Source organism: Cylindrospermum sp. FACHB-282 (assembly GCF_014697195.1).
Lineage (GTDB): Bacteria > Cyanobacteriota > Cyanobacteriia > Cyanobacteriales > Nostocaceae > Cylindrospermum.
This window is the reverse complement of sequence record NZ_JACJRJ010000034.1, coordinates 1-12095: the sequence shown is the minus strand read 5'-3', so window position 1 is coordinate 12095 and position 12095 is coordinate 1. Positions and strand designations below refer to the sequence as shown.

The following is a 12095-nucleotide window of genomic DNA, read 5'->3' as shown; positions in this document are numbered from 1 at the left end:
GTGGTGTTTATGCCCCAAGATAGTGTTTGCCCGACAACACAATCTTTTAAGCTGGGACTATGCATTCAGGGAAATATTGATGAATAAAAAAACAGTTCCCAATCAAGCTGAAAAGACAAATCCAGAAGATGACTCATCCCAATTAAGCCCGGAGGTACTTGACAAAATCAAACATCCGCCAAAAATGGATGATGTCATTCGAGAACAATCACCCGAAGAACGTCGGGGGAATCAAGCTTTAGTTCCAGAAATGCTGGAACAACCAATCGATGAAATGATCGGTTTCAGCTAAAGAGTAGTCAGGTTAAAATTGCATTCAGTATTCTGCTGATCATCTTTTTTATCCTATGCTGCCAGTCATTTATTCCCAGGAGTTTTTGGAGCACAAGACGGGAACCTACCATCCAGAAAAACCAGAACGCTTAACGGCGATTGTCAACGGACTGAAAGCATCTACCTTTGCCGAAGAAATTGAATGGCTTACACCTACTCCAGCAGCTGAAAGACCAACGTTATTGCCTCTGTTGGCAAAAGTTCATACTCCAGCTTACATCAGTAAAGTTAAAGCGATCGCCTCTAGTGGTGGTGGTTATCTAGATGGAGATACGCCAGTTTCCCCTCGGAGTTATGATGTAGCATTGTTGGCGGTAAGTGCTTGGTTAGATGGAGTTGATGCAGTGCTAGCAACGGCAAATCCGGCTTTTGTGCTGGCGCGTCCACCGGGACATCATGCAGAAAGCGATGCAGGAATGGGTTTTTGCTTATTTTCCAATGCAGCGATCGCCGCTTTCTACGCCTTGGAACAACCCGGAATTAACCGCGTCGCTATCCTAGACTGGGATGTGCATCACGGCAATGGCACCCAAGCGATTGTCGAAACTCACCCACAAATTGCTTATTGTTCTCTACATCAATACCCTTGCTATCCCGGTACTGGTAAAGCTTCTGAACAAGGTTTGCATCATAACCTGTTAAATTTACCCGTACCTCCTGGTAGTGATGTTGCCCTATATCAACCACTGTTTGAAAAGAAGGTTGTGCCCTTTTTAGCGCAATTTGAAGCTGATTTACTGATTGTCAGTGCCGGTTATGATGCCAATGCCGCAGATCCTTTAGCAAGTATCAATTTGCAGCCTGAAGACTATGGTCTATTTACACAATATTGTCTAGGGCTTACTCGAAAAATTCTCTTTGGTTTAGAGGGCGGCTACGATTTCTCAACACTTTCTCAATCAGTTATTGCCACCATTGAACACTGTTTGGTTTAGCGATTTATGCCTTTCCAGGTAGAACCTGGAAAGAGCAAATAATCGGAAAATGATCATTTTTTAGCAATCCGATACTCTAGGATATTTAAGATTTTACCACTCAAATTTGTCTCCTCATATTCGTTGCAAATTACACCACCAAGGCTTTCGGGAATTTTCCTACTGAGGATATTTTCCCGATCCACAGGATAAATTAGATACTCATAATCTAAATTATTGTCAGCCCATTCCTTAAGGGACGTAATCGTTTCTAACCCATAACCCTTACCATGTGCTGATTTTTTCAGCCAAATCCCAGTTTTTGGCTGTTTACTCTGAAGATCGCGGATTCCACTACATCCTAAAAATTCTTGGGAATCTTTCTGAAGAATTACAACTGTGAGCTTTTCCCCTTTTTGCATCTCTAGCAAAGATTCATGAATAAATAATTCTGTTTCCGAAATTACTTCAGGAGGACGAGCATATAAATATTTAGTAATTTCCTCAGTAAATTCTCTAAAAATAACTTCTTTGTATTTCAGCGATATAGGCTGCAACAATAGCCGATTTGTGGATATTTGCCAGGATAATAGCTCCATAGATTTTTAAATTCGATGTTTCTTGATTTACCATTATACCAAGTATTTATGCGTATTTTTGTGTGATCAATTGCTGTATTAAGTAGATTTTTAACAATCATGCCAGTTAAATTCATCAAATCTTCAGCCAGAAAAAATTTAAGCAGTGTGCTGAAAGTGCTTAAGTTTTGTTAAGATGTTAGTGCTAGCAGTTTCTCAGAAAAGTTCACCTATCTGGGTGTAGAGAATTAAAGATTACTAGCAGCACAAAGTTCAGAAGGTGAAGCAAATGACCACCTATATTTTCTCCAACGATGCCCTACAGATGCTTGTCAATGCCTATCTAATTTCCGGAACACTGCTAATTGCAGCTTCTGCTATAGGTTTGATAGTCATTGAAACAATTGAAAAGACAGGAGAACACTAAATTCAGACTTGGTGGTGTATTTATTACCAAACTCATTAAGTGTAGATGTTTGCTGCTAATAAATCCTGGCAATACCAAAAGATGAAAGTCTCACGGCGTTGCAGGACTGCCTGAAAGTCAGAATACAGGTAACTGTACCGCTATTGAGACAGACATCTAGGAACAACACAAGTTAGTTTATACAGGCTTTGAGTATTTCTAGTGCCATTTCCATAGAAATCCTGCAAGTCAGATTAGTCAGAAACTGTAGATAATCGGCTGATAATGCTCCCACAAGTTATCCCCATTGCCGTTAATAAAATTTAGCGAAAATTTGAGTAAATAGCCCTGAAAAAAATTGTGCCAAAGGAGTTGAGCTTCTTTGGCACTACTTTTGGTGTGATTGTATGTAACAATATTAGCCACTTGAGCTTTGCCAAAAATCATCGGATGCAAGGAATGTTGCCACCGTAGCAGGTATCCGGTTTTTGATTCTTGGAGCAAAATATTCTATCCTTGAGAATAAATTTTATTAGTATGTCAGGTTTTGCAACTCTATCCCAACTGGTTGAAGTTCTTTTAGCCCAGCCTATAAACTTATCTGCATCTGCTTTAGCACAATGGAGTAGCGGTATCCAAACAGACACCCGAATATTGAAACCGGGGGAGGTGTTTGTGGCTTTACGAGGTGAAAAGTTTGATGGGCACGAGTTTATCCCCACGGCGATCGCCAAAGGAGCCTTGGTAGCAATTGTTGATTTTGAATACGACAATCCGGGATTTCCCGTATTGCGGGTGAAAGACACTCTTCAGGCATATCAGCAAATTGCTAACTGGTGGCGCGATCGCTTCCAGATCCCAGTAATTGGGGTAACGGGTTCTGTAGGCAAAACCACTACTAAAGAACTAATCGCCGCCGTTCTGGCAACCAGGGGACGAGTTCACAAAACTTATGGGAATTTCAATAACGAAATCGGTGTCCCAAAAACTCTCCTAGAACTCGGTGCAGAACATGACTTTGCTGTAATTGAGATGGCGATGCGGGGTAGGGGACAAATTGCTGAACTGACACAAATAGCCCGTCCGACAATTGGCGTGATTACTAATGTGGGGACGGCCCATATTGAGTTACTGGGTTCTGAAGAAGCGATCGCCGAAGCTAAATGTGAGTTATTAGCCTCGATGACGAATGATAGTGTGGCAATTCTCAATCACGATCATCCTTTATTAATGGCCACAGCGGCAAAATTCTGGAAAGGAAAAGTTTTGACTTACGGCTTAGATGGTGGCGATATCCAAGGGGTGTTAATCAATAACCAAACAGTGGAAGTTGCTGGTATGTCTATACCTTTACCTTTACCTGGTCGTCACAACGCCACTAATTTTTTAGCAGCCTTAGCAGTGGCCCAGGTACTAGAGATTGATTGGTCATGGCTGCAAGCTGGTGTGATAGTGAATATGCCCACTGGGCGATCGCAGCGGTTTGCCTTGGCTAATGATGTGCTGATCTTAGATGAAACTTATAATGCTGCACCAGAAGCCATGCTAGCGGCGTTGCATTTGTTGGCAGATACGCCAGGAAAGCGGAAGATTGCGGTATTGGGTGCGATGAAGGAATTGGGAGAGCGATCGCCCCAGTTGCACCAACGAGTGGGGGAAACGGTGCGAAAGCTAAAGTTAGATGGGTTGTTGGTTTTGGTTGACGGTAAAGACGCAGAAGCGATCGCTAAAAGTGCCGTGGGTGTGCCATCAGAGTGCTTTGTCACTCATGCCGATTTGCTGGCTAGGTTAAAAACATTTGTGCAAGCAGGCGATCGTCTGCTATTCAAAGCTGCCCATTCCGTAGGATTGGATCGGGTTGTCAATCAGTTGCGTGCAGAATTACCCAGTTGAACTCAAAAAGAGGGGAAATTGTAGAGATGTTGCAGACAATGTCTCTACATTCCTAAGAAAAATTGTTCTGCTTTTAACCCGTGTTTCATCCAAGCAAAAACGCTATATTAGCCATTTTATAAGACATTATTATCATAATTACGTCTGCCACTCCTCACTTAGGAAATAACCTTCATGGCGGATAATTTTTTAGTAAATATCGTCATATCATAGCCACCTAATCCCAATTAAAAATTAAGAAAGCCTGATTTGATAAGATTTCCGGGCTTCTATCTGTCACATTCTTTTTTTAAAAAATTGGTATGAGTTTTTATTAGCACCCTACTACATAACTAAGTATGCAAAAAGAAACCAAACTATATTAAGTAAAGTAAAAAAAGTTGAAATTAGCTCGTAGTGAGTGGCTCTTAGCCATCTCTATCTCCGAAGAGTCGCGCTACGCGTATAGCCTTTAGCTGCGCCAACGCCATGGCTAGAGCCTACGGCAAGCTCCGCGAACCGGCGATAGGAGACGCTACGCAGTAAGCGCATCTATGCCCCCTTTCTCTTTACAAAGTATGGCTGAGAGCCGCTGACTACAAACCTTTAATTATTTACGTTGCTCTACTTAAACCCTAACCTTTTGCTGACAGGAAAAAATACTGAATCAGTATTTTTTGAAAAATTCATCGATGTATTGTTAACTTAATTACTAATCTAAAAAATCTAGCCAGACCCAACTCTGTTAATTATGTCTAAACCATCAAGCTTAAAGGCTTGATTTACCCAATGAATTTTGAAATGATCAGAACTAAGCTTAGACAAAAGCCAGTCTAATCTCACTTTTTTGTTAAACAATGCCTGCTTGAAAAAAGGAGAAAAATTTATGGCTAACATCACAATTTCTGAATTGCGTCCTGCTGGTTATGATCTGTTGCACGATTCCGAAAGCTTTCTCAATGAACTAGCTGCACAGGAAATACAAAACGTAGTGGGAGGCCATTCTTACAGTGCATCCAAGTTCGGGTATGGCTCTCACTCCGGACATGGCTATGACCACTCCCACTCCAGACATGGCTCCCACTACGGACATGGCTCTCATCACAGCAAGCATGGCCATTGGTATTAGTCTAAAAAATAAAAATTATTAGCAGTTAGCTAATAGCTTATTTAATCAATCGGGAGAGTAATCTAATTACTCTTCCGGTCTTTTTGGTGATTTTTCCTGAGTTATCTCAGGTAAGTCTGACTCAGTTGATCTATGGATTTACCTGTTGAGAAAAAAAGTTTGAAAAAAACTTTCTGCCTCATTGCGTTTGCATTATTTCTCAGACAACCAATTGTTGATAATGGGTAATCGCTCAAATAACCCTACCTCACGAAGGTAAACTAATTGCGGCGAAACTCTGCAAAACAGAATTATGCCCAAATTAGTCAATAAACAACTGACTGCTAGGGATAACAAGATATAAGTGGGAGGCATGACTACACCAATGACGAACCAAGTGTAGACGTGCATGATCATCACAAACGCGAAAATACTAGCAATTCCAGCAGCTTGCCATATTTGATGTGTTGGGCGGCGTAATACTGCGAGGATAATCGTCATCAATGTGCCAAGTATGTTTGCTGGCACTAGGAATGCACAGATACCTATGCAGTTGTTGCGGGAAAACTCAGCTAAGGTGTGAAAGTCGAACATCAATTTATGGGGATAATGATTACTTAATTATTTTAAATTAAATATTTTTTTATCTAACTGAACTAACAGTAACATATATAGTGAGTACTCACATTGAGAATTTAACATAAATTTAATAAATTTGCTTTGTTTTACAGCTACTAATAGTCCATCCTCAATATTTAGAGCAAATATGGTGGGCATTCCCCACCATAGCAAAATTAACCCATCAAAATCACAGTATCGATAACGTGAATAACACCATTATCAGCTGCAATATCTGCTGCTAAAACAGTGGCATTTTTGACTTCAAAACCATCAGCGCAATCAATTTTAATGGGTGAACCTTCCACAGATTTAACCGTACCAAGTTTTGCCAAATCAGCCTGCAAAAGCTTACCTGGAACAACATGATAGGTTAAAATTCGGGTTAACTGGGGAATGTTCTGCAACAGGGTTTGTATGGTTCCTGGTGGTAACTTGGCAAAAGCATCATCAGTTGGCGCAAACACAGTGAAGGGGCCAGGACTTTTTAATGTCTCCACTAAACCAGCAGCAACGACCGCCGCCACCAAAGTTTTGAAGGAATCAGCACCAACTGCAATATCAACAATATCAGCCATTGATTTCACCTAATCTCTGCCAAAGATTTTAAAGGATACTCAACAGTTTTAACTTTTATTAATCCAATGGCTATTGTAATATCGCCTTATGATGTACTTAGGAAAATTCCTTGATAACTGAAATGTCCAAGCGCACTTATGCAATCCTGGGAACTGGTGCATTAGGCGGGTTTTATGGTGCCAGACTCCAAAAAGCTGGTTTAGAAGTCCACTTTTTGCTCAAGAGTGATTACCTTGAAGTCAAGCAAAACGGTTTAGTCGTCGAGTCTAAAGACGGTGACTTTACTCTACCCCAAGTCCACGCCTACTGTAATGTAGAAAAAATGCCAAGGTGTGATGTGGTAGTGGTGGCACTGAAAACAACGCAAAACCATTTGCTCCCACAGATATTACCACCCGTTATTAAAGAAAATGGGGTGGTGTTGGTATTGCAGAATGGACTGGGTGTAGAAGAGGAAGTTGCCCAAATTGTTAGCGGCGTCAGCGTTATTGGTGGGTTATGCTTTTTGTGTTCCAATAAAGTGGGGCCAGGGCATATCCGCCACCTAGACTATGGACATATGACTCTGGGCGAATATAACTCTAACTATCATCCCGCTGGAACTACAGAAAAAATGCGGCAAATTGCCGAAGACTTTAACAGCGCTAATATCCCGATAGAATTAGTTGAAGATTTACTGTTGGGACGGTGGAAAAAACTGGTGTGGAATATCCCCTACAACGGGCTGTCTGTAATTCTCAACGCCACAACAGACGAATTAATGGCAGATATCTACACTCGTCAGTTAGTTGAACAGTTAATGTATGAAGTTGCAGATGGGGCGAAAAGTACCGGGCGCATCATTCCCGATAGCTTTATTCAAACAATGCTTGATTACACTGTGAAGATGAAGCCTTACCGCACTAGCATGAAGATTGATTACGACGAAGGCCGTGCCTTAGAAGTAGAAGCTATTTTTGGCAACCCATTACGGAAAGCCCAAGCAGCGGGTGCGAATTTACCGCAGATTAACTGTGTATACCAGCAGTTAAAGTTTTTGGCAGCCAAAATAACCTTTACTTGATAAAGTAATCGTGAGAGTATACCTTTTAAAAGGTTTCTAAAGTTCTGATATAGGTATGTAAGCCATGAGTAGTCAGACAGTGGTGCTAGCTATTAATTGGATTGTGGGGATTCTGATTATTGGTCTCACATATCTGGTTAATTTTAATGGAGCAGGAAGCAGCAGTTTAGTCGGTAGCGTATTTCTCTTAGTGACTTTGCTACCTAACAATTTACTCCGCTTTGAGCGTTTGTCCAAAAGCCGAAAACTCAGGGCTTTGGCTCGTATCCGCCGCGAATTAGGAATTGCTTCCGGGGTTTGGTTTGTAATTCATGCAGCGCTCAGTATCCAAAAATATTTCAGTTCTGAGATCAGTTTTTTTACTCAACTAACCTATCGAGAGATTCTCCCAGGTTTTTTATCGCTAATTGTCTTTGTGCTGCTGCTTGTAACTTCCAACCGTTGGAGCCAAAGGCTACTAGGGCAGAATTGGCAAAAATTGCATTCCCTGGTTTGGTTGGTGCTACCTTTAGTGTTGACTCACGTTACGTTTGTGACTTTACACTATCACGGGATGATATTGCCACCACCTTTTATCACTTATTTAGGGTTGATGATTTTTGCGGCTGTAGAATTTTTTGGATTGCGGCAAAATTTTCCCAACAAAAACTGGCAGCATTCAGCTTTGGTTGCAGTAGGTTGCCTCATTTGCTTACCGATTATTTTATTTTTGGCAGCTAATCCAGCAAAGATATGATGTATACATCTGTTAATAGTTTGAAGGCTTGAAAGCCTGGGATTTCAAGGTTATAGCCAGTCAGACTATGGTGAGGACTTGCTAGTGCAAGTCCATACAATATCAAATCATCTGAGACTAACGTCAACCAAAAATTTCAGACATTGCCTGTAGAATGTCAAGATAAAAATTACCTTTTACCGCTCGAAATAGTTCAAATTGAGAGCCTGGGGCGCCGAAAAATGGTCTGAGAAACCATCCTAATTGCATCCCAACAAAGGCATAAAGAAATAGCCAGGATCTTAAAATAGTGGTGCGGGTTTTTTTGCCCACTTCATCTAGTTGTGAAAGTAACTGCATTCCTTCATAAAGGAACTTAACACCAAAGATGCCAGTAATGCCAAAAATTAAGACATTTAATAATTTAAAAAATTGATAAGAATCGGGGGCTGTGATCATAAAGAACAGGGTGACTGGTGCCAAGCTGAATAACAGCACGCTAATCACTGATACTGCTGTGAGTAAAACAACAAAATGCTGTTGAATACTGCTGCGGGAACCAAATAAAACGTTAAAAAAGAACAGTGTGGGAAAGCAAATTATCAGGGTTAATAAGTAGAATGCTGGGAGTTTAATAGCCCCAGATAATGCCTGGGCAAAACTGTGAGATGCACCGATAATTGCGCCATAAATGCCAAAAAAGATGGAACTGGTAACGAATAGAGAACTGATTTTACTTTGTAATCTCACATTCTGACGAATTTCTTCTAAAAAATTCTGACGATCTCGCAGTAAATTAAGTAAAACGCCAAATTGTTGAATTTTGTAAGCTGGTTTTTCTAACATATTTATATTGGAGATGATTTTTTTCTACAACTGGCTAATTAGCGAAATCCCATGAGATAGCCAAGGGATTGAAAAACGCTTAGATAGAAATTCCCTTCTCTTTCGCGAAACAGTTGAAATACAGAATCAGGTGTGCCAAAAAAAGGCCTGAGAGTCCATCCTAGCTGACTACCTACGAAAGCATAAAGAAAGAGCCAAAATTGTAAAATTTTCTGGCGGGTTTTGCTACCTTCGTTGTCTTGTTCTAAAACCAAATTGGTAGCATTATATAAGGAAGAGATGCCGATAAATCCAGTTAACGCAAAGATAATTACATTTAATAAAATTAAAAATTGGTAATTATTGGTAGTAATTAAGAAAAATAGTGTGATTGGCGCAAAGCTAAATAACAGCACGCTGGTGACTGACACGGCAGTTAGCACTAATGCAAAATGCTGCCCAAAAGTGCGCTTAGAACCAAAAATAATATTAGCAAAGAACAATGTTGGCAGGCAAATCAGCAATGTGATTAAATACAGTGCTGGTAGTTTAACGGCGGAAGATAAAGCTTGCATCCAGCTATGGTATGCGCCAATGATGCCGCCATACATGGCTATAAATAGGGAACTGCAAACTAAGAGAGAAATGATTTTACTGGGTAATCTTACGCCTTGGCTAATTTCTTCGAGAAATGTTTGGCGATCGCGCAGTAAGCCCAGCAGTACTGTAAAATATTTTATACTAAGAGATTTCCGTTCAATCATCCTATCCTCACATACATAATATTCAACATTTGTCAATCATTGATCAGCGTAATCCGCACCAGAACCATATTTCCAGGCGTCAACCAAGCGATGCCAATAATATTGTTGTTCCCTTGGCAAATTCCTTACCGATGTTTCTAACATTGGACTCAAGGAAAATAAAGCGGTATAAATACTTAAATTTACGTAATGCACTAGCCAATCCAACAAATTTGCCAAACCTACTTGAGGAATAATCTTGGCAACTAATGCCGGATGGGATAAACCTGTTTTTAACAGTGTTTGCGTTAGTGCTGAAAACTGGACAATATCTTGTAAAAAGGGCTTGAGTACTGGTGTACCTAGCTGTTGCATTTCCTGAAATACGGCGGATAGCAGTTGGTTAATTTGATTGGGAGCAATATTTTGATTTACACCTACACTCATGGCTTTTTGAAATAACCAAGTTACACTCAAACTTGGCTGATATGGTTGTAACATTGCTAAGGCTTTGGCAGATAATTGCTCAGTTTGCAGTGCTTCTTCAATCCCTAATGTTAACCGCTGCAAGTGACGCACCATAGCGCCAAAACCCCCAAAACTTAAGGGTGATTGACTACCGCTGCTGTCTCCGACGGGGAGAATGCGATTCCACGGGGTTTTGAGGGGACTTTGGCGATAGGTGGGAAAGAAGCCAAACAGCCCTCGTTGAAACTGAAGTTGGCTCAATTCCACACCTTGATATTCTGGTAAGAGGCGCAGATATTCTTCAAACAGGGCTTCTAAAGTCAAGCGTTGTGGATGTGCATCCATGTAGGTAAATAAGTAAGTTGTTCTACCATCCCTGGCTGGGAAGGCTTCCCAAAAGTATTGGCATTGATTCTGCAAGGATGTGAATGATAACAACAAGTCCCCTGTGGGATTTTCCGGAAAACCTTGAGCGCAACTGCCTACAACCAAGCAGAGGGCATCTGGTTTTTTACCAAGACGTGCTTGTTTGCTAATGGGAGAAAGATGTCCCATGGCATCGATTAACAATCTAGCGGTGAATTGGTTGTTGAGCATCACCCCATCGGGATGAACTACTGCTTCTGTAAAGGGGGTATTTTCAAATAGTTTTCCCCCAGCTTGCAGAAATTTTGTTTTCAAGGTGGCTAGTAGATAAACTGGATCTATGCCGATGTTGAGGACGTCTTCTACCCAAACTTGGGTTCCACCTTGAAAGCTGACTCTTGCCGGGTTATATTGGGTGGCGATCGCACTTTCTAACTCCTGTTCTGTTAGCAAGTTCAATTCCCTAAAGACTTCTAGCTCTTGACGGGAGATATTCCACTCTTGTGCTCTCCCCCGCAAAATTAAGCGCTCTATTAATGCTACTCGCACTCCCCGCACTGCTAAGGCGCTAGCAATTAAAATTCCTAATGTGCCACCGCAGACAATCACATCCCAGTCTACAGGTCCTAAAGGTTGGGTATTTTCTTGAATTACCGTGGCTATGGGTGCGTTGTCTGCTCTCAGAGATGCTAAGATGCGATCGCTTTGCCGCAAAGACAACATCACGTCCCCTGGTAGTTGAGAAAGAATTTCTTCAGTTAAGGACATAAAAGTTAATTTCACCAGACTTAAATAGGTGGGCTTAAACAATTCAAAATGTGGCGTTGCTGAATCGGCGAATCAATTTACCTCACGCAGAGGAGCCAGCGCGTTGCGGAGCCAGTGCGTTGGGCGGTTTTCCCGACTTAAAGCAACTGGCGTGGGGTTCCAAGAGTTGTAGCGACTGGCGTCGCAGATGCGCAGAGAGTAAGAGTTTTAAGATACCCCATTTTTTAGTTTCATACTTCTATTCAGCAATGCCCAAAATGCTTTCATGGAAGACTATTTAAATTTTTTTACACTGATGGGTGAACTCCGCAGACTATAAGGCTGATCAAATTTTAAAATTTATATAAAGTACAAAAAAACATCCCCCGGAAGATAGATAATTTTTCGTAGCCCATCTTTAAGTTAACCACTAAGTTTAAAGTCCTAAATTTACAAAAATTTCTATGACTACCATAGTTTTTATCAATATCAAAAACCTAGTATAAACCAGTAAATAACAATACTCAGTTCAACTTACTGGCAACTTTGTTGGCAACCATATCCCGAAGCTAAAGAATACGAACTACAAACGGTGCTTATGGAAGGCAAGTCTCCAAAGTTGCAACGTCAAAGCAATCGCTGCTTTCGTATTGGTAAACTTCTCTGATTTTATAGACAGACATTACCAAATATAGATAAATGTATTAAGATAGTTGTCAAGGTTTAGAACAACAAATATGAAACTATCAGATTATGCTAA

At 40.8% G+C, this 12095-nt stretch carries 14 protein-coding genes; 7 read left to right on the top strand and 7 right to left on the bottom strand.

The annotated features are described in order from the left end of the window. Positions 1-79: 79 nt before the first annotated feature. Both H6G32_RS17465 and H6G32_RS17460 read left to right on the top strand, forming a co-directional pair. Positions 80-292 carry a hypothetical protein gene (locus H6G32_RS17465; protein WP_190460566.1) on the top strand — a complete coding sequence of 71 codons (213 nt, stop codon included), beginning with the start codon at positions 80-82 and terminating at the stop codon, positions 290-292. A 55-nt stretch (positions 293-347) separates the two neighbouring features. Next, entirely contained in the window at positions 348-1268 is a 921-nt protein-coding gene (locus tag H6G32_RS17460) for a histone deacetylase family protein (RefSeq protein ID WP_190460565.1), read from the top strand. 53 nt (positions 1269-1321) lie between these two features. On the opposite strand, the gene H6G32_RS17455 is transcribed toward H6G32_RS17460, so the two are convergent. Continuing rightward, a complete protein-coding gene (locus H6G32_RS17455; protein WP_190460563.1) occupies positions 1322-1846 on the bottom strand; it encodes a GNAT family N-acetyltransferase in 525 nt (174 codons plus the stop codon). A gap of 268 nt (positions 1847-2114) precedes the next feature. Here H6G32_RS17455 and H6G32_RS17450 point away from each other — a divergent pair, with 268 nt between their 5' ends. Next, positions 2115-2252, top strand: coding sequence for a hypothetical protein (locus H6G32_RS17450; protein ID WP_190460561.1), 138 nt, complete (start codon positions 2115-2117; stop codon positions 2250-2252). A gap of 237 nt (positions 2253-2489) precedes the next feature. On the opposite strand, the gene H6G32_RS17445 is transcribed toward H6G32_RS17450, so the two are convergent. Beyond that, a complete protein-coding gene (locus H6G32_RS17445; RefSeq protein ID WP_190460558.1) occupies positions 2490-2735 on the bottom strand; it encodes a hypothetical protein in 246 nt (81 codons plus the stop codon). 33 nt (positions 2736-2768) lie between these two features. Here H6G32_RS17445 and H6G32_RS17440 point away from each other — a divergent pair, with 33 nt between their 5' ends. After that, complete coding sequence (locus tag H6G32_RS17440) at positions 2769-4124, top strand: UDP-N-acetylmuramoyl-tripeptide--D-alanyl-D-alanine ligase (RefSeq protein ID WP_190460556.1); 1356 nt, start codon at positions 2769-2771, stop codon at positions 4122-4124. A gap of 865 nt (positions 4125-4989) precedes the next feature. Further along, on the top strand, positions 4990-5232 hold the full coding sequence (locus tag H6G32_RS17435) for a hypothetical protein (protein ID WP_190460554.1): 243 nt from the start codon (positions 4990-4992) through the stop codon (positions 5230-5232). Between the two features lie 192 nt (positions 5233-5424). Here the strand turns inward: H6G32_RS17435 and H6G32_RS17430 are convergent, their stop codons facing one another. Both H6G32_RS17430 and H6G32_RS17425 read right to left on the bottom strand, forming a co-directional pair. Further along, positions 5425-5805, bottom strand: a complete 381-nt coding sequence (locus H6G32_RS17430) for a hypothetical protein (RefSeq protein WP_190460553.1) — start codon at positions 5803-5805, stop codon at positions 5425-5427. Positions 5806-6005: 200 nt separating this feature from the next. After that, positions 6006-6407, bottom strand: a complete 402-nt coding sequence (locus H6G32_RS17425) for a fasciclin domain-containing protein (RefSeq protein WP_190460551.1) — start codon at positions 6405-6407, stop codon at positions 6006-6008. A 122-nt stretch (positions 6408-6529) separates the two neighbouring features. Between H6G32_RS17425 and H6G32_RS17420 the strand changes: the two genes are divergently transcribed. Continuing rightward, positions 6530-7471, top strand: a complete 942-nt coding sequence (locus H6G32_RS17420) for a putative 2-dehydropantoate 2-reductase (protein ID WP_190460549.1) — start codon at positions 6530-6532, stop codon at positions 7469-7471. A gap of 64 nt (positions 7472-7535) precedes the next feature. Then, positions 7536-8207: a ferric reductase-like transmembrane domain-containing protein gene (locus H6G32_RS17415; RefSeq protein ID WP_190460547.1), complete on the top strand. Its 672-nt coding sequence runs from the start codon at positions 7536-7538 to the stop codon at positions 8205-8207. A 123-nt stretch (positions 8208-8330) separates the two neighbouring features. On the opposite strand, the gene H6G32_RS17410 is transcribed toward H6G32_RS17415, so the two are convergent. The 3 genes from H6G32_RS17410 to H6G32_RS17400 are packed head-to-tail and all read right to left on the bottom strand — an operon-like array spanning position 8331 to position 11356. Next, positions 8331-9032 (bottom strand): actin-binding WH2 domain-containing protein, encoded by a 702-nt coding sequence (locus H6G32_RS17410; protein ID WP_190460545.1) that lies wholly within the window; start codon positions 9030-9032, stop codon positions 8331-8333. A gap of 38 nt (positions 9033-9070) precedes the next feature. After that, a complete protein-coding gene (locus H6G32_RS17405; protein WP_190460542.1) occupies positions 9071-9775 on the bottom strand; it encodes an actin-binding WH2 domain-containing protein in 705 nt (234 codons plus the stop codon). Positions 9776-9811: 36 nt separating this feature from the next. Further along, complete coding sequence (locus tag H6G32_RS17400) at positions 9812-11356, bottom strand: FAD-dependent oxidoreductase (RefSeq protein WP_190460540.1); 1545 nt, start codon at positions 11354-11356, stop codon at positions 9812-9814. Positions 11357-12095 lie beyond the last annotated feature (739 nt).

Bases quoted from the DNA above. Each gene is read 5' to 3' on its own strand.
- H6G32_RS17465 (WP_190460566.1), top strand. From the start codon at position 80: ATGAATAAAAAAACAGTTCCCAATCAAGCTGAAAAGACAAATCCAGAA.
- H6G32_RS17460 (WP_190460565.1), top strand. From the start codon at position 348: ATGCTGCCAGTCATTTATTCCCAGGAGTTTTTGGAGCACAAGACGGGA.
- H6G32_RS17455 (WP_190460563.1), bottom strand. From the start codon at position 1,846: ATGGAGCTATTATCCTGGCAAATATCCACAAATCGGCTATTGTTGCAG.
- H6G32_RS17450 (WP_190460561.1), top strand. From the start codon at position 2,115: ATGACCACCTATATTTTCTCCAACGATGCCCTACAGATGCTTGTCAAT.
- H6G32_RS17440 (WP_190460556.1), top strand. From the start codon at position 2,769: ATGTCAGGTTTTGCAACTCTATCCCAACTGGTTGAAGTTCTTTTAGCC.
- H6G32_RS17435 (WP_190460554.1), top strand. From the start codon at position 4,990: ATGGCTAACATCACAATTTCTGAATTGCGTCCTGCTGGTTATGATCTG.
- H6G32_RS17430 (WP_190460553.1), bottom strand. From the start codon at position 5,805: ATGTTCGACTTTCACACCTTAGCTGAGTTTTCCCGCAACAACTGCATA.
- H6G32_RS17425 (WP_190460551.1), bottom strand. From the start codon at position 6,407: ATGGCTGATATTGTTGATATTGCAGTTGGTGCTGATTCCTTCAAAACT.
- H6G32_RS17420 (WP_190460549.1), top strand. From the start codon at position 6,530: ATGTCCAAGCGCACTTATGCAATCCTGGGAACTGGTGCATTAGGCGGG.
- H6G32_RS17415 (WP_190460547.1), top strand. From the start codon at position 7,536: ATGAGTAGTCAGACAGTGGTGCTAGCTATTAATTGGATTGTGGGGATT.
- H6G32_RS17410 (WP_190460545.1), bottom strand. From the start codon at position 9,032: ATGTTAGAAAAACCAGCTTACAAAATTCAACAATTTGGCGTTTTACTT.
- H6G32_RS17405 (WP_190460542.1), bottom strand. From the start codon at position 9,775: ATGATTGAACGGAAATCTCTTAGTATAAAATATTTTACAGTACTGCTG.
- H6G32_RS17400 (WP_190460540.1), bottom strand. From the start codon at position 11,356: ATGTCCTTAACTGAAGAAATTCTTTCTCAACTACCAGGGGACGTGATG.